Source organism: Nocardioides sp. P4_G10 (genome assembly GCF_056401175.1).
This window is the reverse complement of record NZ_JBFUJV010000002.1, coordinates 228723-252249: the sequence shown is the minus strand read 5'-3', so window position 1 is coordinate 252249 and position 23527 is coordinate 228723. Positions and strand designations below refer to the sequence as shown.

Below are 23527 nucleotides of genomic sequence, written 5' to 3'. Positions count from 1 at the left end.
CAGGGTGGTCCGTGATGGAGGACCACGACTTCGAGCACCTGCTCCGCAGCGCTGACCTGCGGGTCACCCGGCCGCGGCTCGCCGTGCTGAGGGCCGTACGTCGCCAGCCGCACGCCGACACCGGCAGCGTCCTCGCTGCGGTGCGCACCGAGGAGCCGACCGTCTCCCACCAGGCGGTCTACGACGTCCTCGGCGCGCTCACCGACTCCGGGCTGGTCCGCCGGATCCAGCCCGCGGGGTCGGTCGCGCGCTACGAGCTGCGCGTGGGCGACAACCACCACCACGCGGTCTGCCGCTCGTGCGGCGTCGTCGCCGACGTCGACTGCGCCGTCGGCGTACGCCCCTGCCTGCACGCCTCCGACACCAACGGCTTCGTCATCGACGAGGCCGAGGTCACCTACTGGGGCCTGTGCCCCTCCTGCGCCACCAGCTCCTCCGCCACGACCACCGCCAGCACCCACTGAGAGGGAACCCCATGCCCGACGACCTGACCGACGACCTGCCCAACGACTCCGCGCGTTCGACCGACACCTCCGACAGCAACCAGGCCAACGCCGAGGTCGGCGAGATGAACGAGGACGCCCCGGCCGGCACGTGCCCGGTCCTGCACGACGGCCTCAAGCACCCCACGCAGGGCGACGCCAACAGCGAGTGGTGGCCCGAGCGCCTCAACCTGAAGATCCTGGCGAAGAACCAGCCGGTGCTGAACCCGCTCGGTGAGGAGTTCGACTACGCCGCGGCCTTCGAGACCCTCGACCTCGGCGCGGTCAAGGCCGACATCGCCGCGGTGATGAAGGACAGCCAGGACTGGTGGCCCGCCGACTTCGGCCACTACGGCCCGCTGATGATCCGGATGGCCTGGCACAGCGCCGGCACCTACCGCGTGCAGGACGGCCGCGGCGGCGGTGGCACCGGTCAGCAGCGCTTCGCCCCCCTCAACTCCTGGCCCGACAACGGCAACCTCGACAAGGCTCGCCGCCTGCTGTGGCCGGTGAAGAAGAAGTACGGCAACGCCCTGTCGTGGGCCGACCTGATCATCCTCACCGGCAACGTCGCGCTCGAGGACATGGGCTTCGAGACCTTCGGCTTCGCCGGCGGCCGCGTCGACGCGTGGGAGCCGGACGACGACGTCTACTGGGGCCCCGAGACCGAGTGGCTCGGCGGCGATCGCGGTGGCGAGCAGCGCTACTCCGGCGACCGCGAGCTCGACAACCCGCTGGCCGCGGTCCAGATGGGCCTCATCTACGTCAACCCGGAGGGCCCGGAGGGCAACCCCGACCCGATCCTGGCGGCGCACGACATCCGCGACACCTTCAGCCGGATGGCGATGAACGACGAGGAGACCGTCGCCCTCATCGCCGGCGGACACACCTTCGGCAAGACCCACGGTGCCGCCGACCCCGAGAAGTACGTCGGCCCCGAGCCGGAGGCCGCGCCCATCGAGACCGGTGGCCTCGGCTGGCTGTCGAAGTACGGCTCCGGTGTCGGCAAGGACGCCATCACCTCCGGCCTCGAGGTCACCTGGACCGATGTCCCGACCCAGTGGAGCAACCGCTTCTTCGAGATCCTCTTCGAGCACGAGTGGGAGCTGGAGAAGAGCCCGGCCGGCGCCAGTCAGTGGGTCGCCAAGGACTCCGAGGCGATCATCCCGGCGCCCGACGAGGGTGGCGCGAAGCGCCGGCCGACCATGCTGACCACCGACCTGGCGCTGCGGATGGACCCGGCCTACGAGGCCATCTCCCGCCGCTTCCTGGAGAACCCCGAGGAGTTCGCCGACGCCTTCGCGCGTGCGTGGTTCAAGCTGACCCACCGCGACATGGGCCCTGTCGCCCGCTACCTCGGCCCCGAGGTCCCCTCGGAGGAGCTCCTCTGGCAGGACCCGATCCCGGCCCCGGCGCACACCCCGTCCGCCGAGACCGTCGCGGCCGTCAAGCAGCAGGTCGCCGACGCCGGCCTCACGGTCAGCCAGCTGGTCTCGACCGCATGGGCGGCCGCATCGTCGTACCGCCACTCCGACAAGCGCGGTGGCGCCAACGGTGGCCGCATCCGCCTCGAGCCGCAGCGCAGCTGGGAGGTCAACGACCCGCAGCAGCTCGCCGGCGTGATCTCGGTGCTCGAGGGCATCGCCGAGCGCAACGACATCAGCTTCGCCGACACGGTCGTGCTGGCGGGCAACGTGGGTGTCGAGCAGGCGGCGGCCGCGGCCGGCGTCACCGTCGAGGTGCCGTTCACCCCGGGTCGCGGCGACGCCACCCAGGAGCAGACCGACGTCGAGTCGTTCGCCTGGCTCGAGCCGAAGGCCGACGGCTTCCGCAACTACGAGCGGTCCGACGCCAAGCTGCCGGCGGAGTACCTCCTCGTCGACAAGGCCAACCTGCTCAACCTCAGTGCGCCCGAGCTGACCGTCCTCGTCGGCGGCCTGCGCGTGCTGGGCGCCAACACGGCCGCGTCGACCGACGGTGTCCTCACCGACCGCCCGGGCCAGCTGACGAACGACTTCTTCGTCAACCTGCTCGACCTCGGCACGGTCTGGAGCCCCGCCGGCTCCAACGACCGCTTCGAGGCCAGCACGGGCGGCAACGCCTGGACCGGCTCGCGCGCCGACCTGGTGTTCGCGTCGAACTCCGAGCTGCGCGCGGTCGCGGAGGTCTACGCCCAGGACGGTGCCGAGGAGAAGTTCGTGCACGACTTCGTCGCTGCGTGGGCGAAGGTCATGGACAACGACCGCTACGACGTGAAGGCCTGACGCCTCCCGTCGCGCGCCGGCAGCCCGGTCCCCGTTCGGGGGCCGGGCTGCCGTGCGTCCGGGCCGCGGTGGCGGACGTCTTCGGCCCGCTCTAGCGTGGCGGCATGGTCGACCACGCCACGCCCAACCTCCCCTCGCGTGACCTCGACGCCACGGCTGCCTTCTACGCCGCGCTCGGGTTCGCGACGGCGTACCACGACCCGGGCTGGCTGATCCTGGAGCGCGGCACGCTGGTGCTGGAGTTCTTCCCCGACCCCGGCATGGACCCGGCCTCGACCGCCTCGAGCTGCTGCCTGCGCGTCGACGACGTCGATGCGTGGTACGACGTCTGCGTGGCGGCGGGCCTGCCCGTGAACCACGTCGGGTGGCCACGGCTCCATCCGCCGCGCGTCGAGGACTCGGGGATGAGGATCGGCTACCTCGTCGACGCCGATGGCAACCTGCTCCGGCTCGTGCAGAACCCCTAGCCCGCGGCGGGTCCCGCCACCGCCTCGTCGCCGACGCTGATGGTGCCCGATCCCAGCAGCCGGAACACCGTGCCGCCCCGCGGGGAGCGCAGCGCCTGCATGGCGCCGGGGCCGAGCCAGTCGTCGAGGAGCCGGCAGGGTGCGGCGATCCGCACCACCTCGAGCTCGACGTCCGCGATCCGCATCCGCTCGCCCGGCCGCGTCGGGATCGGTCCGGTCGTCAGCGTGACGTTGCGGCGGGTGAGGCCCGGGTCGACCGGCCGGCCCAGCACCTCGGCCGCCGCCTCCAGGTCGTCGAGCGCCTGCACGGTCACGTGGCGGTGCTTCGCGCCGTGGTAGCGGTCACCGACCAGGCCGACGCCCGCCTCGGCCTCGACCGAGTCCACCGACTTCGTGGGGATCCTGCGCCCGGGGGCGATGTGGAGGGCGTGCACGCGCGAGGTCACGGGTGCGACCGTACGTCGCGAGGAGCATGATCGGTTGCCATGAGCGATCTCCGTGACCCGAAGGCGGCCCTCCTCCGCTACCTCCAGGACGCGCGCGACGCCCTGCTCTGGAAGCTCGAAGGGCTCGGTGAGCGCGACCTGCGGCTCCCGCGCACGCCCACCGGGACCAACCTGCTCGGCATCGTCCGGCACGTCGCCAACGTGGAGATCGGCTACTTCGGACCGACGTTCGGGCGCGAGTGGCCGGACCCCGACCACCCGCTCGTCGTGTCGGACCCGGACTACGACGCCGACCCGCAGGCCGACTGGTGGGTGCCCGCCTCGGTCCCGGCGGCGGAGGTCGTCGACTTCTACCGGTCCGTGTGGGCCTTCAGCGACGCGACGGTGGCCGAGCTCCCGCTCGATGCTGCCGGGGCGGTGCCGTGGTGGTCGGCCGCGCACCGCGACGTCACGCTCCACCGGGTGCTCGTCCACGTCCTCGCCGACGTCACCCGGCACTCCGGCCACGCCGACATCCTGCGGGAGGACATCGACGGGGCGGCCGGCCTCAAGGTGGACGTCACCAACATGCCCGAGGTCGACTGGCCGGCGTACGTCAACCGGCTGAGGAGCATCGCCGAGGAGTTCCCGGCCTGACGAGCTCTGCTATACCGGACCATCTGGTCCGACACGTTCGGGAGGCACGCATGACGACGACATGGCAACTGCCGGAGACGGCCCGCGGGTGGGTCACCGACGGAGGGCTCGAGACCGACCTGATCTTCCACCGCGGGCTCGACCTCCCGGACTTCGCGTCCTTCCCGCTCCTCGACGACCCGGCCGGCCGGGAGGTGCTGGCGGACTACTACCGCGCGTACGCCGTCGTGGCGGCCCGCGCCGCGGCCGGCCTGCTCCTCGAGACGCCGACCTGGCGGGCCAACGGCGACTGGGGAGCCCGCCTCGGCTACGACGCCGAGGCGCTCGCCCGCGTCAACCGGGACGCCGTCGAGCACCTGCGCGCGCTCGCGGAGGAGGTGTCCGGCGAGGTCGACGACGTGCTCGTCGTCGGGGCGGTGGGGCCGCGCGGTGACGGCTACCTGGCCGGAGACCTCGACGCCGACCGCTACGCCGACTACCACCGCGCGCAGCTCGCCGCCTTCCAGGAGGCGGGGGCGGACCTCGCGACGGCGTACACCCTGACCACCGTCGCCGAGGCGACCGGGATCGTGCGCGCCGCCGCCGACGTGGGCCTGCCCGTCGCGGTCTCCTTCACCGTCGAGACCGACGGCAGGCTGCCGGACGGCACCGACCTCGGCGCCGCCGTGGAGCAGCTCGACGCCGCGACCGACGCCGGTGCCGCCCACCTGCTCCTCAACTGCGCCCACCCCGACCACGTCCGCCCCGGCCTCGACGCCGACGCCGCGTGGACGGGCCGGATCGCCGGCCTGCGGGTGAACTCCTCGCGGCTCAGCCACGCCGAGCTCGACGAGGCCGAGGAGCTCGACGAGGGCGACCTCCCGGACCTCGCCGCCACCACCCGCGCGCTGGTCGACGTGCTCCCGGCCGTACGCATCGTCGGCGGGTGCTGCGGCACCGACGCGCGACACGTCGCGGCGATGTGGGAGGACTGGACCCCGACGGCTCGATAAGTCGGAGGCGGACTGTCGGTGGCTGCGCCTAGGGTCGTCGGGTGCCCATGGAGGACCTCGACCCGGTCCCGGCCGACCCGGCCGCGCCGCAGGTCGAGGCCCACCTCCCGCCGGGCGTGACCCGCGGCCCGGAGACCGTGCGCGCCTTCCGGCAGGTCCTCGGCAACACGCTGGTCGCCAACGTGACCGCGAGCTACCTGTGGTTCGCCCTCACCTTCTGGGCCTACCTCGAGACGCGCTCGGTGATGGCCACCGCGATCATCGGCGGCGGCTACATGCTCTTCACTGCGGTGTTCGGCACGTTCTTCGGCACGCTCGTCGACCGCCACCGCAAGAAGCAGGTGATGGTCATCTCGTCGACCGTCACGCTCGTCGCCTACGCCGCCTCGGCCGGCCTGTGGCTGTTGCTCGGCGAGGACCGGCTGGCCGACTGGGGCAGCGCGTGGTTCTGGCTGTTCACCGGCGTGATCCTGGTCGGCGGCGTCGTCGAGAGCCTGCGCAACATCGCGCTCTCCACCACCGTGACCCTGCTCGTCCCCGACGACGGCCGCGACAAGGCCAACGGCCTGGTGGGCACCGTCCAGGGCATCTCGTTCATGATCACCAGCGTCTTCAGCGGTCTGAGTGTCGGGCTGCTGGGCATGGGGTGGACCCTCGCGATCGCGGTCGCGCTGACCGGCGTCGCGCTGCTGCACCTGCTGCCGATCACCGTCCCCGAGGTCGACCCGGAGCCGGAGGAGGGCGGGCCGCGCTTCGACTTCCGCGGGGCGATCTCCGCGATCACCGCGGTCCCGGGGCTGGTCGCGCTGATCCTCTTCACGACGTTCAACAACCTGGTCTCCGGTGTCTACATCGCGCTGATGGACCCCTACGGCCTGGAGCTCTTCAGCGTCGAGGCGTGGGGCATCGTCCTCGGTGTCACGGGGCTGGGGTTCGTCGTCGGCGGCGGGCTCGTCGCCAGGTTCGGCCTCGGTGCCAACCCGGTCCGCACCCTCCTGCTCGTCAACCTCGCCATCGCCCTGCTCGGGATGACCTTCACCGTCCGTGAGTGGGCCTGGCTCTACGTCCTCGGCATCTTCCTCTTCATGGCCGTGATCCCGGCCGCCGAGGCGGCCGAGCAGACGATCATGCAGCGGGTCGTCCCGTTCCGCACCCAGGGCCGGGTGTTCGGCTTCGCCCAGAGCGTCGAGCTGGCAGCCAGCCCGATCTCCGCGTTCCTGATCGGCCCGATCGCGGAGTTCGCCCTGATCCCCTACATGGAGTCCGAGGAGGGCAGCGACTCATGGCGCTGGCTGCTCGGCGACGGCGACGCCCGGGGCATCGCGCTGGTCTTCATGATCGCCGGCGCGATCATGTTCGTCACCGTGCTCATCGCGCTGACGTCCGCTCCCTACCGTCGGCTCTCGGCTGCCTACGCCGATGCGCCGCCGCAGCAGATCGAGGGCGCGGCCACCGACTGACCCGCGGGCGGGTGGCTCAGGCGGGCATCCGGGCGTCGAGGAAGCGGACGGTCCGGTTCATCGCCGCGATGAAGGCCGGCCCGAACGCGTGCCCGTCGTCGTACCACTCCAGGGTGGCGTCGACGCCGGCCTTCGTCATGGCGCGCTGGGTGGCGCGGGCCCACGGGGGCGGGCAGGTGTCGTCGACCCGGCCGTGCACCATGAGCACCGGCTCCGTGATGTCGCCGAAGAGCGGCCGCGGGGAGACGCCCCGCCAGAACTCGGGGTCCTCGGCGGGGAGCCCGTGGCGTCCCCGGAAGTCGGCCTTCAGCTCGGCGAGGGGCGCGTCGGGCCGCTGGAACTGGGCGAAGTTCTCCGCCTCGAGGCTCGAGACGGAGGCCCATCCCACGCCCGCGGCGAAGAGGCCGGGCTCGGCGGCGAGCGCCTTCATCATCACGCCGCCGCCCATCGAGCGGCCGAACAGCGCGATCCGGTCGGGGTCGACCCGCACGTCGTCGGAGGTCCGGAGCGCGTGGAGCGCGGCGACCGCGTCGGCGGCGTAGCCGAGCCGGACCGCCTGCTCGACGCGCGGGTCGTCGGTCGACTCGGCGTGGTTGCGGTAGTCGACGTGGAGCGCGGCGTAGCCGCGCTGGGCGAGGAACCCGCGCTCGCGCGTCATGCCCTGGCCGCGGACGTAGTAGGCCGGGTCGATGTAGCCGTGCGCCAGCACGACCGCGGGGAAGGGACCGCGCCCGGTCGGAACGTTGAGCACGCCGCTGATCCGCAGCGGCTCGGTGCCTCGGCCCATCGTGGTGGACGAGAAGGTGACGTCGTACGACGTGTAGGCGGGGGTCCGCTCGCGCACCGCCCCGAGCCGCAGGTCACCGCTGGTCAGGTCGGCCTGGGCGAGGGCGGCCATCGAGATCGGGTGTGCCGGTTCGGGCTCCTCGGTCGGCTGCTCCGTGGGCTCGTCCGTGGGCTCCTCGGTCGGCGTGCTGGTGGGCTCGCTGGTCGGGTTGGCGCTCGGGGTGTCCTGCGGGTCGGCGGAGCCGGGCTCGTCCGCCCCGCTCGAGCACCCGGCGAGCAGCACCAGGACGGCGGCGACGGTCGCGACAGGGCCGGCGGCTCGGGGCCGGAGGGCGGGCATGCCGACCAGTCTGCGGGACGGTCGGAAACGCGCCGGTCGCGTCCGGTCACGTCTGCGGCCCGCGGGACGTCGACTGGTCGAGACGACGTGCACGCGGAAAGGTGGACCCATGGACCGGACGGAGAGCTTCGAGGCCGAGCGGCCGCGGCTGCTCGGCATCGCGACCCGCGTGCTGGGCGACCACGCCGAGGCGGAGGACGTGGTGCAGCAGGCCTGGCTGCGCCTGGACCGCGCGGTCACCCGCGACGGCACCGACATCGACAACCTCCCCGCGTGGCTGACCACCGTCACCACCCGGCTCTGCCTCGACCGGCTGCGGGCCCGCACGCCCGTGCCGGTGGAGGACCCGCACCTCGAGGACGCGGCGCAGGAGCCGTGGTCCGAGCCGGTGACCGACCCCGCGGACGACGTCGCGCTGGCCGACACGGTCGGCATCGCGCTCCAGGCGGTCATCGATCGGTTGTCGCCGCGCGAGCGGGTGGCCTTCGTCCTGCACGACAGCTTCGGCTTCGACTTCGCGACGATCGGCGCGGTCCTCGACACGTCCCCCGTCGCGGCCCGCAAGCTCGCGTCGCGGGCCCGGGCCAAGGTCGCGCAACCGGCACCCGAGGACGCGCTGGCCGACTGGGAGGTCGTCGACGCGTTCATGGCCGCCGCCCGCGGTGGCGACTTCGAGCGGCTGCTCCAGCTGCTCGCGCCCGACGCGGTGGTCGGTGCCGACGAGGCCGCTGTCCTGGCCGGCACGCCCGCCTCCATCGAGGGTCGCGACGAGGTCGCCACCTTCTTCAACGGCAGCGCCCAGGCCGCGATGGCCGTCTTCGTCGGCGACCGACCGGCATCCGCGTGGTTCCACCGCGGCGCCGCGGCGGTCGTCTTCGACTTCGAGGTCGCCGACGGCCAGGTCCGCGCGATCACCTTCCGCGCCGAGCCGGCCGTGCTCGAGCAGGTCGTGCGGCGCGAGGGACCCGAGGTCCGATGAGTCGCCCCCGCGGTCACACCCGCGCGGTGTCGTACGTCAGTGGAGTGACCACCCCAGGAGGAGAAGCCAGATGAAGACCATGACCTGCCGCCAGCTGGGCGGACCGTGCGACCTCGCCCACCGCGGCGAGACCCACGACGACGTCATCAACGCGCAGGACCAGCACCTCAAGCGGGCCGAGAAGGACGGCGACGCCGCCCACCTGCCGGCCCGCAAGGAGATGAAGGGTCGCTGGCGCCACCCGAAGAAGTCGCTCGGGTGGTACCGCCAGATGCAGTCCGACTTCGCCGCCCTGCCCGAGGGCTGACCAAGCGGCGGCAGCCGAGGGGTCAGCGCGAGCGGCGGTCCGCCAGCAGCCAGGCGGCACCCGACGCCACCGCCGTGACGCCGAGCACCGACGGCCAGGTGCCGACCTTCTTCGCCAGCGGGTGCGAGACACCCATCGCGGTCCAGTAGGCGGCGCTCAGCCCGACGGCGAGCGGCGCGCCGCCGACGGCGTACCACTGCCGGGCCGCGACCACGTTGGCGCCGAGCATCGCGGCACCGCCGAGTGGGCGTACGCCGGTCTGCTGGGCAGCTGCGAAGCCGCCGACGAGGCCGGCGGCGAGCAGGGGAGCGGTCGGGACGCGCGTCAGGTCAGGCACACAGCGAGCCTAGCCAGCACTCAGTTGTGGCCGACGCGGCCCTTGCTGCCGGCGGCCCAGCAGACCGTGCCGACGCAGTCGATGGCGTGGTAGCCCTTCCGGCTCGTGCGCTTCCACGTGCGCCCGCCGTCGGTGGTGATGCTCGACCCGATCGACCCGTCGTAGTCGCCGGTCGCGACGGCGTACCTCGTGCCGCGCAGGAAGGCGACGTCCTCGCCGACGTGGGAGAGGTCGCCGCCCGTGGTCCAGGTCCGGCCGTCGCGGGTGTAGGCCGTCGTGTCCTCGGTGTCGTCGGCCTCCGCGAAGTCGCCGCCGACCGCGATGCCCACCCGGGGCGAGGCGAACGCGCCCGCGAAGCCGCCGGCCGCCTCACCGGTCGGGATCCCCGAGGCGACCGCCGTCCAGGTCCGACCCCGGTCGTCTGAGCGCATGACGCGCGACTTCTTGCCCCCGGTGATCAGGAACGCCGACCTGCCGGAGGTGACGAGGCAGTCGCCGCTGGCGGCGAAGCCGAACTCGTCCTTCGAGCGAGGCATGCCCTTGTCGGGCAGCACCGACCACGAGCGGCCACGGTCGTCGGTGGCGAGGATGCGCAGCTTGCCGCCGACCGGGTCGCTCACCGCCAGTCCGTGCCTGCCCTTGCCGTAGAACGCCATGCAGTCGTAGAACGCCTTCTCGTCGGTGTTGCGGAACGACTCGTCCCACGACGCGCCGCCGTCGGTCGAGCGGTAGATGCGGGACGCCTCGCCGGGGCCGATCGCGAGCACGTGCGCGACCGAGCCGTGCACCTCGACGTCGCGGAAGGACAGGCCCTCGGTGCCGTCGGGGCTGACGTCGGTCCAGGTCTGGCCCCGGTCGGTCGTGCGGAAGACGCGGGCCGGCCCGTCGTCGGTGAGGCTCTCGCCGGTGACCCAGGCCTCGCGCTTGCTCACGGCCTCGAGGCCGCGGAAGTTCTGGTCGGCGTCGACGACCGTCTCGCTCCAGCCGTCGCGGAACGGGTTCGGCCCGGCGGCGGCCTCCGGCTGGGCCGCCGTGCTCGCTGGGAGGCCGAGCGCCAGGGCGGGGATCGTGAGGAGGGCAGGGATCAGGGCAGGGACTCCGAGTCGTCGCATCCGGTCACCTTCCACCCGTGGCGCCGACCGTGTCCAGACCCGTCGCCACCTGCAAGGACGCGCCTTGCGGCAGCGGATCGTCCGGAACCCGGTCTAGCGTCGGGGGATGAGCACTCCCGACCACGAGATCTGGGTCCCGCCGCCGTGGGAGCCGCCCATCGACGGCACCGAGGCCGAGCACCTGACCGGTGCGCTCGGGCGGATGCGGGCGACGCTGAGGTGGAAGGCCGACGGCCTCGACGACGGCGGTCTCCGGCACCGACTGCCCTCGTCGTCGTTGTCCCTCGGCGGCCTCCTGCGCCACCTCGCGCTGGCCGAGGACTACTACCTGACCACCAAGCTGCGGGGTGAGGAGCTCGTCGAGCCGTGGCGCTCGCTCGGGCACGACGACACCGACGAGTGGGAGTTCGAGGCCGACCACTTCACGGCGGCCGAGACGTACGCCGTCTTCGACGAGGCCGTCGTCCGCAACACCCGGCGCATCGACGACGCGCTCGCCGAGGGCGGTCTCGACCTGGTGGCCCACGTCGACGACGGCAACGGCAACCACCCGCGGCTGCGAAGGCTCCTCGTCGACCTGCTCGAGGAGTACGCCCGGCACACCGGCCACGCCGACCTGCTCCGCGAGGCCGTCGACGGGCGCGTCGGCGAGGACCCGCCCGAGGACTGGACCCCCGCCTGGCTCGCGTAGTCGCCCTCCCGTAGTCGTCCACAGGCGCCGGGCGACGCGGTTTGGCGGGCGTCGCGGCGGGGCATCCACCACACATGTCGACCTACCAGGTGGAGCCCGATGAGCTCCGCACCACGGCGAGCGACCTGCGGTCCGCCGCCAAGGACGCCCGCGACGCCGACGCCAGGGACGCCGTCGACGAGCTCGCCGGTGCCCTCCCCGGCAGCAGCACCGCGAGCGTGATGCCGGCGTTCGCGACCGCGTGGGACGAGGGCATCACGGCGTGGGCGTCGTCGGTCGGCGACTTCGCCGACGGGCTCGACGCGGCCGCCGCCGACGCCGAGGCGGCCGACGCCCGGGCGCAGGCGTTCCAGGAGTGGCTGCGCACGTTCCTCGGAGGAGGGTCGTGAGCATCACCTTCGGCCGGCTCCGGTCCTGGCGCTCCGCGGGCGTGAAGGCCGCGAGCGACGAGCTGCGGGTCGACGTGCTGGCGCTGGAGAAGGCCCGCGACGTCGTGGAGTCCGACGCGGTCCCCGACGGGTGGACCGGCCTCGGCCGCTGGGCGGCCTCCGCGCGCCAGGCGGCGCTGGTCGCCCAGATGACGCGCCACATCGAGGGACTGGCCGACTTCGAGCGCCAGGTCTACGCCCAGATCGGTCCGGTCACCGCGATCGAGCAGGCCGTGCAGGACATCCTCACCGACGCCGCGGCCCAGCAGCTGGAGGTCGACGCGTCCGGCACCGTCAGCGACGTCGCCCCGAGGCCCACCTTCGACAACCGCTTCGAGGCGCAGGAGCACCAGGCGAGCCGGCAGCACGCCGTCAACGCCCTGGCCACGCGGGTGGGCGACGTCCTCGACGACGCCTACGCCGTCGACTCGGCGCTGGTCGCTGCGCGCCCGCACGGGTCGTTCAGCGACGACGGACCCGACTACGTCGTCGATCCGGAGGTCGAGCGCGACTGGGCCTCGATGTCCGACGACGAACGCCGCCGGGTGCTCGAGCACATCGCGGAGCAGCAGGCCCGCGACGCGGGCGTCGACGACTTCGAGGTCCGTGTGGAGGACCTCGAGGACGCGGACGGCGACGGCAAGGACGACGACCCGACCACCGACTCCCGCGGCAGCTGGAGCGAGGGCGACCGCGTGCTGCGCATCGACGAGGGCAACCTCTCCGACCCGACCATCCTCGGCACCGTGGCCCACGAGGTCCGGCACGCCCAGCAGCACAAGGAGGTCGACGACCTGCCGTGGTGGTGGTGGGAGGACTACGACGGTCCGCCCGGCGTCAGCGAGGCGGAGGTCGAGGAGTGGCGCGACAACTTCGACGACTACCAGACCACGAAGGACGACGGCTACGACGCCTATCGTGACCAGCCTGTCGAGCAGGACGCCCGCGAGACCGGCGGCGCCTACCTCGACGACCTCGACGAGGACGACCTCGACCGGATCAGGGAGGAGGCGCGATGAGCACGCACATCGAGCCCGGCGGACCCGCGCTGTCCGACCTCGCCCTCGTCTGGGCCCGCACCCGTTCGGCCTCGGACCTGGCGGCGCTCCGCGACGCTGTCCGCCGAACGCCTGGCTTCGACCCCGGTCTCGACGTCGTCGACGCCGTCGCCCCTGCCCTCGCCCGCGGCGACCACTCCGAGGCGGCCTCGGTCGTGCAGCGCCTGATGCCCGGCGCCTTCTTCTCCCCGTCCGCCCACGCGGCGCTCGCCGCCGCCCACGGCGGGCTCGGTGACGACGCCCGCGCCCGGGCGGAGCGGGGCCTGCAGGCGCTGGCGATCGAGTCGATCCGCAGCACCGGCGACGGCACCCGCGAGCACCCGTGGAGCGTGCTGCGCATCAGTGACGAGTACGACGTGCTGCGCGCCGGGCGCCGCACCTCGCAGCAGCAGACCCTGGTCGCCGTCGACGGCGGGTCGCTCGACCACCACGTGTGCGACGACGGCACCGAGGCGTGGTTCGACGTCAGCCGGCTGGTCCGCGCATGAGGCGTGCGCTCCCGCTGGCGGCGGGGCTGGCGGTCGCCGCGCTGGCGCTCGCCGGGTGCTCGGACGACTCCGGCGGTGCCATGACCGACGGGGTCGACACCGGGTCGGGAGACGTCGTCGAGGTGCCGGGCGTGCCCTTCACCGGCGACTCCGCAGCGCTGAGCCCCGACGGGTCGCGGATCGCGGTGCCGTGCGACGGCGAGCTCTGCCTGTGGTCCACGGCCGAGGGCACCGTCGACGACCGGTGGGACGGGGGCGGCGTGGTCGCCTGGGGCACCGGCGGGCTCGTCGCGACCGACCGGGTCGACGGCGAGACCGTCTCGATCGTCCTCGTCGACGACACGACCGGCGACGAGGTCGGCACGGCCGAGGCCTACGACGCCGAGGTCGTGCAGGACGGCCCGGGCGCCGGGATGCGCGACCTCGAGTTCTCTCCCGACGGCCGGACGCTCGCTGGTGCGGGCGCCGACGGCGTCGTACGCCTCTGGTCCGTGGACGACCCGGCCGAGGTGACCGAGCTCGACCCGGAGGGCGAGGCGCCGGTGGCCGTCGCCTTCAGCTCCGACGGGTCCGCGCTCGCCGTCGCGTCCTCCGACGCCCCGGTCACGGTCTTCGACGCCGGGTCCGGGGCCGCCCGCGGACAGCTCGACGCCCCACCCCAGGGACATGTCGCCTGGGGGCCGGACGACGCCACCCTCGCGACGTCGTCGTTCGCCCTCGACGAGCAGGCGGCGCTGACGGTCTGGGACGCCGAGACCTACGAGGAGGAGGCGTCGTCGTCGGTCGCCGCCGACCACCTGGCCTGGCTGGGCTCCGACGGTGTCGTGGCGAGCGTGAAGGACGAGCCCGACGTGCGGGTCTGGGACTGGCGCACCGATGACGTGAAGCCGCTCGCCGGTGCCACCGACACCCCGCGGGCCGTGCTCGTCGCGCCCGACGGCTCGCGCATCTACGCAGTGAGCCCTCGCGACGGCGTCCTCGCCTGGCCGGCATCGGGTGGCGACGCGACGACGTTCGAGAAGCAGGAGGAGTGACGTGCCGGGACCGGAGGGCTTCGACTACGAGGTGCGCGGCGGCGAGGTCGTGATCTCGCACCACGGCCGCCGCGCGACGGTGCTGCGCGGCGCGGCGGCTGCGCGCTTCCTCGCCGACGTCGAGGACGACGACGCGCAGGAGCTGATGGCCAGGGTCACCGGCAACTACCGCCGCGGCAACGAGCGGACGGCGAAGAACCATCCGCGCAACGCGGGTCGCTGACTAGGGCGTGTCCCTAGTTGCTCGGCTCCGGGACGTCGACGTCGGGGATGTCGACGTCGGAGCACTTCACCTTGGGGTTGACGCCGAAGTAGTTCAGCGGCCCGGCGACGACGGTGAGCGCGATGTCGCCGGCCTCGGAGCAGTTGGTCCGGGTGTCCTCGAAGTAGCCGCGCTGGAAGGCGGCGAGCCCGCCGATGACGAGCCAGACCACGAGCAGGATGCCGATCAGTCGTCCCACAGGGACCTCCTCGTTCCTCACGGCCGGGCGGCCGTTCGTCGCGAGTGTGCGCCGAACGGCGTACGACCTGCCACCCTCCCAGGGGTAGGCGGGCCTAGGGTGGCCGCATGACCGTCCTCGCTGTGGTGTTCGCGGTCCTGGCCGCGCTGCTGCACGTCTACATCTGGGTGCTCGAGGCCTTCCGGTGGACCGAGCCCTCGACCCGCAAGACCTTCGGCGTCTCCGAGGTCGACGCCCCGGTCCTGGCGCCGATGGCCTACAACCAGGGCTTCTACAACCTCTTCCTGGCGATCGTCACGATCGTCGGCGTCGCCCTGCTGGGCGAGCAGGAGGACGTCGGCCGGGCGCTGGCGCTGGCCGGCACCGGTTCGATGCTCGGCGCCGCGCTGGTGCTGGTGACCCACGACCGGTCGATGGCGCGCGCCGCGATCACCCAGGGCACCTTGCCGGCGCTGGCCGTGCTCTTCCTGCTGCTGTCGATGTAGGTCCCGGGCTCGACCCGGGTCTCGACCGGATGAGCGCTACTGGCCGAGCCAGGTGTGGACCGAGGACACCACCGAGGCGCCCTCGCCGGTCGCCGACGCGACCCGCTTCATCGACCCGGCGCGGATGTCGCCGCCGGCGAAGATGCCCGGGACGGTGGTGGCCAGGTCCTCCGGCGGCACGCCCTCGGCCCAGTGCTCGGTCGGCACGTCGCGCCCGGTGAGGACGAAGCCGCGCTCGTCGCGCAGGACCGCATCCGGCAGCCAGCCGCACTCGGGTGCCGCGCCGAGGAGCAGGAACAACCCGCGCGCCTCGACCCGCTCCTGAGCGCCCGTGTCGACGTCCTCCATGTCGAGCCAGGCCAGCTGACCGACGTCGTCGGGGCCGCCGTCGACCACGCGGGTGCAGGGACGCACGGTGATGCGCGGGTTCCACTCGATCTCGTTGATGAGGTACGACGACATGGTGGCCGTGAGGTCCGGCCGACGCACCACGAGCGTGACCGCGGAGGCGAAGCGCGCGGCGTGGATCGCCGCCTGCCCGGCTGAGTTGCCGCCCCCCACGACGACGACGTGGTCGCCGGCGAGCTCGCGGGCGGCCGCCATCGCTGCTCCGTAGTAGACCCCGCGGCCGACCAGCTCCTCGAGCGACTCGACGCCCAGCCGGCGGTAGTCGACCCCGGTCGAGACGAGCACCGTCCGGGCGTGCACGTCGCCACCGTCGGTGTGCACGACGTGGTGGTCCCCGTCCGCGCACCGCGAGATCCCGGTCGCCGGCCAGCCGGTGAAGAAGCGGGTGCCGAACCGCAGCGCCTGCCCGCGGGCGCGCTGCGCCAGGCGCATGCCGGAGATGCCGCGCGGGAAGCCGAGGTAGTTGCGGATCATCGAGCTGGTGCCGGCCTGGCCGCCGATGGCCTCGGCCTCGAGGCAGATGGTGGACAGGCCCTCGCTCGAGGCGTACACGCTGGCGGCCAGCCCGGCCGGGCCCGCGCCGACCACCACGAGGTCGACGACCTCGTCGACGTCGATCGAGTCGGGTCGGCCGTAGAGCTGGTTGGCCAGCGATCGCACGTCGGGGCAGTGGCCGCACCACCCGGACAGTGAGGACACGACCGGCCATCGGCCCTCGTCCTCCGGGCAGCTCGCCATCACCTCGCGGCCCACCTCGCTGTCGGGGTGGTGAACGCCGGCCGGCATCCCGACCCGGGCGAGGTAGTCGAGCAGGTCGCGCGTCAGGCCGTCCTTCTCGGGCGTGATGATGCGGACGTTCTCCACCACCGGTGCGGCGACGGTCGCGTTCCACTCGTTGAGCAGCTCGCCGACGGCGAGGTGGAACTCCTCGTCGCGCGGTCCCTGCGGCATGAGCAGCAGCGCGTCGACCTTGCCGGCGGCGACGGCGTGGCGGAAGGTCTGGTTGTCGTCGCGGAACCGGCTGACGTGCGTGACGATCAGCCGCCGCGCGGTCGGGACGGCCTGCCGGGTGCCGCCGATGAGCTTGTAGAGCGTGTCCTGCTCCTGGTCGGTGTCGACGACGAAGAGCGCCACCTGGTGCCCGGTTTTGAGCAGGTGCTTGGCGGTCGACTTGGCCGTGGCCTCGTCGGACGCCAAGCGGACGTCGTACTCGCGTTCGTAGCGGGCGAAGGCCTCGCCCAGCTCGGTCGTGTGGTGGGTGGAGGCGATGACGATCGCGGGCGCTCCCATTCCTCCAGCCTAGTGGCCGATATCTGAGGACGTCGCGGTCGGAAATCGACCGGTCCGACGTCCACGCCGTCCTCAGATATCCAGATCAGCCGGTGAGGTTGTGCACGTAGCACCACCGCCAGGACTCGTCCCGCTCGGCGGACTCCACCACGGGATGCAGGCTGTCGTGGAAGTGGGCGGTGGCGTGCTTGCCGATGGAGGAGTCGCAGCAGCCCACGTTGCCGCAGGTGAGGCACTGCCGCAGTGACACCCAGCGGGTGCCGTCGGCCAGGCAGGTGGCGCAGGCCGGCTCGTCGACCGTCTCGACCGCGGGGTGCTCGTCGAGGTCGTCGCAGGTGCGGCCGCCGGCGAAGGAGAGGCTCCCGGAACGTACGCCGGCGCGCGCAGCCGAGCCGGCGTCGAGCATCGACTCCTCGATGTCGAGCATGCCGAGCACCTGGCTCACGACCTCCGACGGCACCTTGCCCTTGCCCCGGACCAGCAGCACCTTGGCGCGCTCGGCCTCGATCATCTCGCCCCGGATCCGGGCGTAGAGCTCCGACGGTGTCTCCTCGCCGTCGGTGGTCGCCAGCTGCTCCCAGGCGGCGAAGGTGCGCTGGTCGACGCGGGCCCGGACCTGATCGGCCACCCCGTGGTGGTCGACGTACTCCAGCTCGTCGAGGCGCTTGAAGCCGGCGTCCGCGGCCTGCTGGAGCAGGCCGGCGCGGGCGAGGGCGTCCTCCGCCGGGTCGGGCGCGGGTACGTCGAGCAGCCGGGTCATCAGCGGCAGCGTCAGGCCCTGTGCGAGCAGGGTGCCGGCCACGACGGTGAACGCGACGAGGAGCAGCACCTCGCGGTGGGGCGCGTCCTCCGGGATCACGAACGCCGCGGCGAGCGTGACGACGCCGCGCATCCCGGCCCAGCCGATGAGGAAGCTCCACGACGCCGGGATGGGGTCGCGCCGCCGGAGGAAGCCGGTGGCCTGCATGTAGACGAGGCGTACGACGACGACGGTCAGCAGGGTCGCGAGGCAGACGAGCGCGATGCGGCTGTTGGGCAGGCTCGACTCGTGGACGTCCTGGAGGATCCAGTCGAGCTGGAGGCCGATGAGGAGGAAGACGGTGTTCTCCAGCACGAAGGCGACCGTGCGCCAGGTGATCCGTTCGGTGATGCGCGACTGCGCGGTCTGGATGATCGGCGCCTTGTGGCCCAGCAGCAGGCCGGCGACGACGACCGAGATGACACCGGAGGCGTGGATCTCCTCCGCCACCACGAACGCCGCGAACGGCGTCAGGAACGAGATCGCGGTGTCCATCAGCGGGTCGCGGATGCGATGTCGGAGCTTGGCGACGAGGAGGAAGAAGCCGACGCCGATCAGGACGCCGCCACCGGCGGCGACGACGAAGTCGCCCGCCACCGCGGTGATGGCCACGCCGCCGGACAGCGCGGCGATCGCGGTGCGGAGGGTGACGAGGGCGGTTGCGTCGTTGAGCAGCGACTCACCCTCGAGGATCGTCACGACGCGCCGCGGCAGCCCGATGCGCCGGGCCACCGCCGTGGCGGCGACGGCGTCCGGGGGTGCGACGACGGCCCCGATGGCGATCGAGGCCGCCCAGCCCAGGCTCGGCACCAGCCAGTGGACGACCGCGGCCACCGCGAACGTCGTGACGAGGACGAGCAGGATCGAGAGCCGCAGGATCGTGCCGCGGTTGGCGTTGAAGTCGACCAGCGAGGTCTGGATCGCCGCCGCGTAGAGCAGCGGTGGCAGCAGCCCCAGCAGCACGACCTCCGACTCGAGGTGGATCGTCGGGACGCCGGGGACGTACGCCGCCGCGGCGCCGACGACGACCAGCAGGAGCGGCGCCGGGATGCGCAGCCGCTCGCTGACGGCGGTGGCGGCGAGCACGACGGCTGCCATGGAGACGAGCAGCAGGGCGAGTTCCACCGGGTGATTGTTGCCGCTCGCGTCCCGCTGGTCGAGGAGGTCGTCCACGGCACCAGCGAGATGAGGGGAGCGGTCAGTGCACGACGTCGTAGCGCTGGAGGGTGATGCCGTTGCCATAGGCCGCGTGCTCGACGAGCTCCAGCTTGGTCTTGTCGCCCTCGGCGAAGAGCCGCTTGCCGCCGCCGAGCAGCAGCGGGAAGACGAGCAACGTGTACCGGTCGACCAGGCCGGCGGCGGCAAGCGACTGGGCCAGGCGCGCGCTGCCGTGGACGTGGATCTCGCCGCCGTCGGTCTCCTTGAGGGCCGCCACGTCGTCGAGGGACCGCAGGACCTGCACGGTGCCCTCGCCCCACGGCACGGTCTCGCCGGCCAGCGTGGTGGAGACGACGTACTTGGGCATCGCGTTGTAGGTCGCGAACTCCTCCATCGACGGCCACACGGGGTGGAACTCGTCGTAGGACTGCCGGCCGAACATGAGCGCGGTGGCCTCGGAGATCTCGCGGCCCTTGATCTCGTAGGCCGCCTCGTCGAACGGGACGTCCTTGAAGGTCCAGCCGGCGTGCGGGTGGTCGCCCCCGCCGGGGGAGTCGACGATGCCGTCGAGGCTGATGAACTCGGTGACGACGATGGGTCGCACGATGGTGCTCCTCTGCTGGTCGGGGACTGGTCGGGGACTGGTGGGTCGGCCGCTCGCGTCAGGCCGCGAGGAGGTCGTCGATCTGGTTGATGGCAAGTGTGGACCCCTCGACGGCGCCCATGTCGAGCACCTTCTGGAGGGACTCGGCGTCGGCGTAGGTCGCGAGGAAGGTGGCCCGCGTGGCGCCGTCGACGTCGGCGAAGGCGAAGACCTGGCTCGACTCGGGCATCTCGGGGTTGGCGGTGAACGAGTCGTCCACGGCGAAGCCGTCCTTGAAGGTGAAGCTCGTCGGCTGGTCGACAGCGGCGATGTCCCAGTAGGCGTAGTACTTCTCGCCCTCGGGGCTGGTCATGTAGTAGTTCATCCGCCCGCCCGGGACCAGGTCGTGGTCGACGAAGGTGGCGGGGTAGCCCGGAGGACCCCACACCCGCTCGAGCTGGCGCGGGTCGGCGTACACCTCCCACACGCGCTCGACGGGCGCGGCGAAGTCGGCGGTGATGGTCAGGGTGAGGGCGTCGAGGTCGTGCTGGACGTCGGTGACAGGCATGGGTTCGGTCCTTCTCTCATCGATCGGTCGGGTCGGGTCGGTCGTCGTGCTCCTGGTCCTGCTCCTGGTGCTCGGCGAACAGCTCGTCCATCCGCGAGATGCGGCCGCGCCAGAGGGCTTCGAGGTCGGTGAGCATCGCGCCCACCGACCGCACGGCCTCCACGTCGCCGCTGGCCAGGGCCTCGCGACCCTGCCGACGCTTGGTCAGCAGGCCCGCGCGCTCGAGCACCGCGACGTGCTTCTGGACGGCGGCGAAGCTCATGTCGTAGCTGCGCGCCAGCGCCGAGACGGAGTGCTCGCCGGACAGCACGCGCCGCAGGATGTCGCGGCGCGTCCGGTCGGAGAGCGCGTGGAACCAGGCGTCCGCCCGGTCCTCCTCCGTCTGGCTCATGGGACTAATATACAACCAACTGGTTGTACGTTGTCAAGGGAGTCACCCACCCGGGTGGGCCTGGCTGCGGAAAAGGCCGGATCAGCCGGAAGTCGGAGTAATCTCGGCCGCTGGTGCGCTCTTGCGCACCTGTTTCGAGAGAAGTGGGACACCGCCCGATGCAGAGGCTCGTGGAAGGACTCCGTCTCGGGGACCGCTACGTCCTGCAGGCCCGCATCGCCTCCGGCGGCATGGCCGACGTGTGGCGCGGGCTGGACGACGTGCTCAAGCGCGACGTCGCGGTCAAGGTCATGCGCGCCGACCCCGACAACGAGGAGATCTTCGCGGAGCGGTTCCGCGACGAGGCCCTCCACTCGGCTGCCCTCCTGCACCCCAACATCACCACCGTCTTCGACTACGGCGAGGACGACCACCTCACCTACCTCGTGATGGAGCTCGTCCAGGGGCTGCCCCTGTCGGCGATCATCCGCGAGCAGGGTGCGATGCAGCCCGAGCCCGTGCGGTCGATCCTCGGCCAGGCCGCGCTCGCGCTCGGCACCGCCCACGAGGCCGGTGTCGTGCACCGGGACGTGAAGCCCGCCAACATCCTCGTGCGCGAGGACGGCCTGGTGAAGCTGACCGACTTCGGCATCGCCCGCGCGATCGACACCATCGGCCACACCCGCGTCGGCGAGATGCTCGGGACGCCCAACTACATCAGCCCCGAGCAGGCGATCGGGCAGCAGGCCACCGGTGCCAGCGACCTCTACGCCCTCGGCGTGGTCGCCCACGAGATGCTCACCGGCAAGCGGCCCTTCGACCGCGGCACCCCGATCGCGACCGCGATGTGCCACGTCAACGAGCCCCCGCCGCCGCTGGGCGACGAGGTGCCCGAGGACCTGCGCAACGTCGTGGCGAGCCTGCTGGAAAAGGACCCCACCGACCGCCCCGAGAACGCCCTCGCCGTCGCCGTGCTCCTGGGCGTCGCCCCGGCCGAGCTCGCCGACGTCGACGTGGACCTCGCCTCCGGCGTGCCCAGCGGCGGCTACGTCGTCCTGCCGGTCACGCCGCTGACGCCGTCGACGCCCCTCGAGGCCGTCAAGCCGGCCGACCGCGCGCCCCTCGACCTCCCCACCATGGCCGCCGCGCCCGAGGAGCTCCTCGACTGAGGACCTCCGGGTCTTCGTGTGCCGCCCCGACGGGCGGTGTCCCAGCCACATTCCGCGGGGTCGGAATGTGGGTCACGCACCGCCCGCGGGAGCGTCGTACGCCGACACGCGACCGGGCGGTGGTCCAGCCACATTCCGCGCGGTCCGGTTGTGGCTCACGCACCGCCCAGCCGGGGGTCTAGCGCTTGGTCGCCGCGTCGACCAGCGCCGCCAGGGCGGCCGGCTGGGTGAACATCGGCCAGTGGCCGGACTCGAGGTCGACGAGCTCCAACGCCGTGGCGTCGGCCAGCTCGGGCACGTCACCGGAGTCGATCCACTCCTGCGCCTGGGCGGGGCTGAACTCCGGGCACACCAGCGTGAGCGGTACGCCGTGGCGACGCTCGTCGGTCCAGTGCACCGTGCCCTTGGTGACGCCCGCGGGCACCGGGTGGGTGGACGCCGCCACCTCCGCCTTCAGCTCGGGCGACATGTCGTCGGAGTCCGGGCCGGCGAACGGCTCCCAGCCGGGGAACGGCACCGCGTCGCCGTCGGTGTCGAAGAAGTCGGCGTAGGCGTTGCCGCCGGTCGTCGGGAAGCCGCCGATCAGGACCACCCCGGTCACGGCGTCCGGCCGCCGGTCGGCCGCCACCCACGCCAGCGTCGACGCCGCGGAGTGGCCCACGACGAGGGGTGACCCGTCGGCCGCGTCGACGGCTGCGACGACCGCGTCCGCCTGGTCGTCGTACGTCGCCGAGCTGGCGCCGTCGCCCTGTCCCGGCAGCGTCACCGGGATGCCACGGTGGCCGAGCCGCTCGAGCTCGGGCAGCACGTCGTCCCAGGCCGTGCCGTCGAGCCAGAGTCCGGCGATGAGCACGATGTCCATGAGTTCTCCTTGATCGGTGTGGTCGACCCTCACCGCACACGTTAGGGGCCTTTCCGGACGCTCCACGTCCGGAACCGGTGCCACGATGCTCCTATGAGCGAGATCAGTCCGACCGCGCGGGCGCTGCGGGCGCTCGATGTCCTGCAGGCCCGACCGGGGGTCACCGCCGCGGAGCTGGCCGAGCGCCTCGGCGTCACCGAGCGCGCCGCGCGGCGCTACGTCGCGATCCTGCGCGAGGCCGACATCCCGATCGAGTCCACGCGTGGTCCCTACGGCGGCTACACGCTGGGGCGCGGGCTCCGACTGCCGCCGCTGGTCTTCTCGGCGACCGAGGCGCTCGGGCTGGTGATGGCCGCCCTGGACTCCCAGCACGCGGTCGCCGACCCCGCCGACCCGGTGGGCTCCGCGCTCGGCAAGATCCTGCGCGTGCTGCCGACCAACGTCGCGCGGCAGGCGGCCGCGGTGCGGGAGACCGCGCGCACCGTGCCCGAGAGGGCGTCGGTCCGGCCCGACCCGGAGGTCACGAGCGGGCTGGTCGCCGCGGTCGCCGCCCAGCAGCAGGTGCGGATCGGTTACCGCACGGCGGCCGGCAACGCCCGGACCTTCGAGGTGGACCCGTGGTCGGTGGTGGTGCGCTACGGACGGTGGTACCTGCTGTGCCACTCGCACCACGCCGATGCGCTGCGGACCTTCCGCATCGACCGGATCACCGAGGTGGAGCAGCTCGCGGGCACCTTCGAGGTGCCGGCCGACCTCGATCCGGCGGCCGAGCTCGAGGCCAACCTCGGCAAGGGGTGGGAGCACGACACCCACCTCGTCTTCGACCTGCCACTGGCCGAGGTGCGGCCCTGGATCCGGCCCACGCTGGGCGACCTGCGCGAGCTGCCCGACGGCCGCTGCGAGCTGGTCGGCAGCACCAGCAACCCGGAGGCGTACGCCGGTGAGTGGCTCGCCCACGTCCCGCTCCCGTTCACGGTGGTGGGCGGTCCCGAGCTCCGGGCCGCGGTCGCGACGGTGGCCGAGCGGCTGGCGCGCTCGATCGAGTGAGTCGAGTGCGCGGCCATGTG

28 protein-coding genes are annotated in these 23527 nt (G+C 72.7%); 17 read left to right on the top strand and 11 right to left on the bottom strand.

Features of this window, described 5'->3' with window-relative positions; all coding sequences use genetic code 11:
• Positions 1-14 precede the first annotated feature (14 nt).
• The 3 genes from AC1DP1_RS04825 (at position 15) to AC1DP1_RS04815 (ending at position 3213) form a co-directional block, all read left to right on the top strand.
• On the top strand, positions 15-464 hold the full coding sequence (locus AC1DP1_RS04825) for a Fur family transcriptional regulator (protein WP_457190675.1): 450 nt from the start codon (positions 15-17) through the stop codon (positions 462-464).
• A gap of 104 nt (positions 465-568) precedes the next feature.
• Positions 569-2746, top strand: a complete 2178-nt coding sequence (katG, locus tag AC1DP1_RS04820) for a catalase/peroxidase HPI (protein ID WP_477505962.1) — start codon at positions 569-571, stop codon at positions 2744-2746.
• A gap of 104 nt (positions 2747-2850) precedes the next feature.
• Positions 2851-3213: a bleomycin resistance protein gene (locus AC1DP1_RS04815; protein ID WP_477505878.1), complete on the top strand. Its 363-nt coding sequence runs from the start codon at positions 2851-2853 to the stop codon at positions 3211-3213.
• On the opposite strand, the gene AC1DP1_RS04810 is transcribed toward AC1DP1_RS04815, so the two are convergent.
• Complete coding sequence (locus AC1DP1_RS04810) at positions 3210-3659, bottom strand: MOSC domain-containing protein (RefSeq protein ID WP_477505877.1); 450 nt, start codon at positions 3657-3659, stop codon at positions 3210-3212. The genes AC1DP1_RS04815 and AC1DP1_RS04810 overlap by 4 nt on opposite strands.
• A 39-nt stretch (positions 3660-3698) precedes the next feature.
• On the opposite strand from AC1DP1_RS04810, the gene AC1DP1_RS04805 reads away from it, so the two are divergent.
• From AC1DP1_RS04805 to AC1DP1_RS04795, 3 genes are read left to right on the top strand one after another with little or no spacing between them, the layout of a single operon-like run.
• A complete protein-coding gene (locus tag AC1DP1_RS04805) occupies positions 3699-4295 on the top strand; it encodes a DinB family protein (protein ID WP_477505876.1) in 597 nt (198 codons plus the stop codon).
• A 50-nt stretch (positions 4296-4345) separates the two neighbouring features.
• A complete protein-coding gene (locus tag AC1DP1_RS04800; RefSeq protein ID WP_477505875.1) occupies positions 4346-5287 on the top strand; it encodes a homocysteine S-methyltransferase family protein in 942 nt (313 codons plus the stop codon).
• A 47-nt stretch (positions 5288-5334) separates the two neighbouring features.
• Positions 5335-6747, top strand: a complete 1413-nt coding sequence (locus AC1DP1_RS04795; protein ID WP_477505961.1) for an MFS transporter — start codon at positions 5335-5337, stop codon at positions 6745-6747.
• A gap of 16 nt (positions 6748-6763) precedes the next feature.
• Here AC1DP1_RS04795 and AC1DP1_RS04790 read toward each other — a convergent pair whose 3' ends face one another.
• A complete protein-coding gene (locus AC1DP1_RS04790) occupies positions 6764-7873 on the bottom strand; it encodes a prolyl oligopeptidase family serine peptidase (protein WP_477505874.1) in 1110 nt (369 codons plus the stop codon).
• Between the two features lie 109 nt (positions 7874-7982).
• Here AC1DP1_RS04790 and AC1DP1_RS04785 point away from each other — a divergent pair, with 109 nt between their 5' ends.
• Together AC1DP1_RS04785 and AC1DP1_RS04780 are read left to right on the top strand one after the other, a co-directional pair.
• A complete protein-coding gene (locus tag AC1DP1_RS04785) occupies positions 7983-8852 on the top strand; it encodes a sigma-70 family RNA polymerase sigma factor (protein WP_477505873.1) in 870 nt (289 codons plus the stop codon).
• Positions 8853-8922: 70 nt separating this feature from the next.
• A complete protein-coding gene (locus tag AC1DP1_RS04780; RefSeq protein WP_477505872.1) occupies positions 8923-9159 on the top strand; it encodes a hypothetical protein in 237 nt (78 codons plus the stop codon).
• Positions 9160-9181: 22 nt separating this feature from the next.
• On the opposite strand, the gene AC1DP1_RS04775 is transcribed toward AC1DP1_RS04780, so the two are convergent.
• Positions 9182-9496, bottom strand: a complete 315-nt coding sequence (locus AC1DP1_RS04775; protein ID WP_191193756.1) for a hypothetical protein — start codon at positions 9494-9496, stop codon at positions 9182-9184.
• A gap of 20 nt (positions 9497-9516) precedes the next feature.
• Positions 9517-10608 carry an oxidoreductase gene (locus tag AC1DP1_RS04770; protein ID WP_477505871.1) on the bottom strand — a complete coding sequence of 364 codons (1092 nt, stop codon included), beginning with the start codon at positions 10606-10608 and terminating at the stop codon, positions 9517-9519.
• 106 nt (positions 10609-10714) lie between these two features.
• Between AC1DP1_RS04770 and AC1DP1_RS04765 the strand changes: the two genes are divergently transcribed.
• From AC1DP1_RS04765 to AC1DP1_RS04740, 6 genes are all read left to right on the top strand, one after another.
• The gene (locus AC1DP1_RS04765) at positions 10715-11299 is read left to right on the top strand and encodes a mycothiol transferase (RefSeq protein WP_477505870.1); all 585 of its coding nucleotides are present in this window, start codon (positions 10715-10717) and stop codon (positions 11297-11299) included.
• 74 nt (positions 11300-11373) lie between these two features.
• Entirely contained in the window at positions 11374-11688 is a 315-nt protein-coding gene (locus tag AC1DP1_RS04760; RefSeq protein ID WP_477505868.1) for a hypothetical protein, read from the top strand.
• On the top strand, positions 11685-12746 hold the full coding sequence (locus AC1DP1_RS04755) for a hypothetical protein (protein WP_477505867.1): 1062 nt from the start codon (positions 11685-11687) through the stop codon (positions 12744-12746). The genes AC1DP1_RS04760 and AC1DP1_RS04755 overlap by 4 nt, the downstream gene beginning before the upstream one ends.
• Positions 12743-13273, top strand: a complete 531-nt coding sequence (locus tag AC1DP1_RS04750) for a DUF4919 domain-containing protein (protein WP_477505866.1) — start codon at positions 12743-12745, stop codon at positions 13271-13273. Before AC1DP1_RS04755 ends, AC1DP1_RS04750 begins: the two co-directional genes overlap by 4 nt.
• Positions 13270-14307, top strand: a complete 1038-nt coding sequence (locus AC1DP1_RS04745) for a WD40 repeat domain-containing protein (protein WP_477505865.1) — start codon at positions 13270-13272, stop codon at positions 14305-14307. Before AC1DP1_RS04750 ends, AC1DP1_RS04745 begins: the two co-directional genes overlap by 4 nt.
• A gap of 1 nt (position 14308) precedes the next feature.
• On the top strand, positions 14309-14530 hold the full coding sequence (locus AC1DP1_RS04740; RefSeq protein ID WP_477505864.1) for a hypothetical protein: 222 nt from the start codon (positions 14309-14311) through the stop codon (positions 14528-14530).
• Positions 14531-14543: 13 nt separating this feature from the next.
• Here the strand turns inward: AC1DP1_RS04740 and AC1DP1_RS04735 are convergent, their stop codons facing one another.
• Positions 14544-14768 (bottom strand): hypothetical protein, encoded by a 225-nt coding sequence (locus tag AC1DP1_RS04735; protein WP_477505863.1) that lies wholly within the window; start codon positions 14766-14768, stop codon positions 14544-14546.
• A 107-nt stretch (positions 14769-14875) separates the two neighbouring features.
• Between AC1DP1_RS04735 and AC1DP1_RS04730 the strand changes: the two genes are divergently transcribed.
• Positions 14876-15253: a DUF1304 domain-containing protein gene (locus AC1DP1_RS04730; RefSeq protein WP_477505862.1), complete on the top strand. Its 378-nt coding sequence runs from the start codon at positions 14876-14878 to the stop codon at positions 15251-15253.
• Between the two features lie 36 nt (positions 15254-15289).
• On the opposite strand, the gene AC1DP1_RS04725 is transcribed toward AC1DP1_RS04730, so the two are convergent.
• From AC1DP1_RS04725 to AC1DP1_RS04705, 5 genes are all read right to left on the bottom strand, one after another.
• Positions 15290-16951 carry an NAD(P)/FAD-dependent oxidoreductase gene (locus AC1DP1_RS04725; protein ID WP_477505861.1) on the bottom strand — a complete coding sequence of 554 codons (1662 nt, stop codon included), beginning with the start codon at positions 16949-16951 and terminating at the stop codon, positions 15290-15292.
• Positions 16952-17036: 85 nt separating this feature from the next.
• Positions 17037-18875 (bottom strand): Na+/H+ antiporter, encoded by a 1839-nt coding sequence (locus AC1DP1_RS04720; protein ID WP_477505860.1) that lies wholly within the window; start codon positions 18873-18875, stop codon positions 17037-17039.
• A 73-nt stretch (positions 18876-18948) separates the two neighbouring features.
• Complete coding sequence (locus AC1DP1_RS04715) at positions 18949-19512, bottom strand: dihydrofolate reductase family protein (protein WP_477505859.1); 564 nt, start codon at positions 19510-19512, stop codon at positions 18949-18951.
• 58 nt (positions 19513-19570) lie between these two features.
• Entirely contained in the window at positions 19571-20059 is a 489-nt protein-coding gene (locus tag AC1DP1_RS04710) for an SRPBCC family protein (RefSeq protein WP_477505858.1), read from the bottom strand.
• A gap of 16 nt (positions 20060-20075) precedes the next feature.
• Positions 20076-20450, bottom strand: coding sequence for an ArsR/SmtB family transcription factor (locus tag AC1DP1_RS04705; RefSeq protein ID WP_477505857.1), 375 nt, complete (start codon positions 20448-20450; stop codon positions 20076-20078).
• Positions 20451-20620: 170 nt separating this feature from the next.
• Here AC1DP1_RS04705 and AC1DP1_RS04700 point away from each other — a divergent pair, with 170 nt between their 5' ends.
• On the top strand, positions 20621-21598 hold the full coding sequence (locus AC1DP1_RS04700; protein WP_477505856.1) for a serine/threonine-protein kinase: 978 nt from the start codon (positions 20621-20623) through the stop codon (positions 21596-21598).
• A gap of 178 nt (positions 21599-21776) precedes the next feature.
• Here AC1DP1_RS04700 and AC1DP1_RS04695 read toward each other — a convergent pair whose 3' ends face one another.
• The gene (locus AC1DP1_RS04695; protein WP_477505855.1) at positions 21777-22460 is read right to left on the bottom strand and encodes an alpha/beta fold hydrolase; all 684 of its coding nucleotides are present in this window, start codon (positions 22458-22460) and stop codon (positions 21777-21779) included.
• 93 nt (positions 22461-22553) lie between these two features.
• Between AC1DP1_RS04695 and AC1DP1_RS04690 the strand changes: the two genes are divergently transcribed.
• Complete coding sequence (locus AC1DP1_RS04690) at positions 22554-23507, top strand: helix-turn-helix transcriptional regulator (protein WP_477505854.1); 954 nt, start codon at positions 22554-22556, stop codon at positions 23505-23507.
• Positions 23508-23527 lie beyond the last annotated feature (20 nt).

Bases quoted from the DNA above. Each gene is read 5' to 3' on its own strand.
- AC1DP1_RS04825 (WP_457190675.1), top strand. From the start codon at position 15: ATGGAGGACCACGACTTCGAGCACCTGCTCCGCAGCGCTGACCTGCGG.
- katG (WP_477505962.1), top strand. From the start codon at position 569: ATGAACGAGGACGCCCCGGCCGGCACGTGCCCGGTCCTGCACGACGGC.
- AC1DP1_RS04815 (WP_477505878.1), top strand. From the start codon at position 2,851: ATGGTCGACCACGCCACGCCCAACCTCCCCTCGCGTGACCTCGACGCC.
- AC1DP1_RS04805 (WP_477505876.1), top strand. From the start codon at position 3,699: ATGAGCGATCTCCGTGACCCGAAGGCGGCCCTCCTCCGCTACCTCCAG.
- AC1DP1_RS04800 (WP_477505875.1), top strand. From the start codon at position 4,346: ATGACGACGACATGGCAACTGCCGGAGACGGCCCGCGGGTGGGTCACC.
- AC1DP1_RS04795 (WP_477505961.1), top strand. From the start codon at position 5,335: ATGGAGGACCTCGACCCGGTCCCGGCCGACCCGGCCGCGCCGCAGGTC.
- AC1DP1_RS04790 (WP_477505874.1), bottom strand. From the start codon at position 7,873: ATGCCCGCCCTCCGGCCCCGAGCCGCCGGCCCTGTCGCGACCGTCGCC.
- AC1DP1_RS04785 (WP_477505873.1), top strand. From the start codon at position 7,983: ATGGACCGGACGGAGAGCTTCGAGGCCGAGCGGCCGCGGCTGCTCGGC.
- AC1DP1_RS04780 (WP_477505872.1), top strand. From the start codon at position 8,923: ATGAAGACCATGACCTGCCGCCAGCTGGGCGGACCGTGCGACCTCGCC.
- AC1DP1_RS04770 (WP_477505871.1), bottom strand. From the start codon at position 10,608: ATGCGACGACTCGGAGTCCCTGCCCTGATCCCTGCCCTCCTCACGATC.
- AC1DP1_RS04765 (WP_477505870.1), top strand. From the start codon at position 10,715: ATGAGCACTCCCGACCACGAGATCTGGGTCCCGCCGCCGTGGGAGCCG.
- AC1DP1_RS04760 (WP_477505868.1), top strand. From the start codon at position 11,374: ATGTCGACCTACCAGGTGGAGCCCGATGAGCTCCGCACCACGGCGAGC.
- AC1DP1_RS04750 (WP_477505866.1), top strand. From the start codon at position 12,743: ATGAGCACGCACATCGAGCCCGGCGGACCCGCGCTGTCCGACCTCGCC.
- AC1DP1_RS04745 (WP_477505865.1), top strand. From the start codon at position 13,270: ATGAGGCGTGCGCTCCCGCTGGCGGCGGGGCTGGCGGTCGCCGCGCTG.
- AC1DP1_RS04730 (WP_477505862.1), top strand. From the start codon at position 14,876: ATGACCGTCCTCGCTGTGGTGTTCGCGGTCCTGGCCGCGCTGCTGCAC.
- AC1DP1_RS04725 (WP_477505861.1), bottom strand. From the start codon at position 16,951: ATGGGAGCGCCCGCGATCGTCATCGCCTCCACCCACCACACGACCGAG.
- AC1DP1_RS04710 (WP_477505858.1), bottom strand. From the start codon at position 20,059: ATGCCTGTCACCGACGTCCAGCACGACCTCGACGCCCTCACCCTGACC.
- AC1DP1_RS04705 (WP_477505857.1), bottom strand. From the start codon at position 20,450: ATGAGCCAGACGGAGGAGGACCGGGCGGACGCCTGGTTCCACGCGCTC.
- AC1DP1_RS04695 (WP_477505855.1), bottom strand. From the start codon at position 22,460: ATGGACATCGTGCTCATCGCCGGACTCTGGCTCGACGGCACGGCCTGG.
- AC1DP1_RS04690 (WP_477505854.1), top strand. From the start codon at position 22,554: ATGAGCGAGATCAGTCCGACCGCGCGGGCGCTGCGGGCGCTCGATGTC.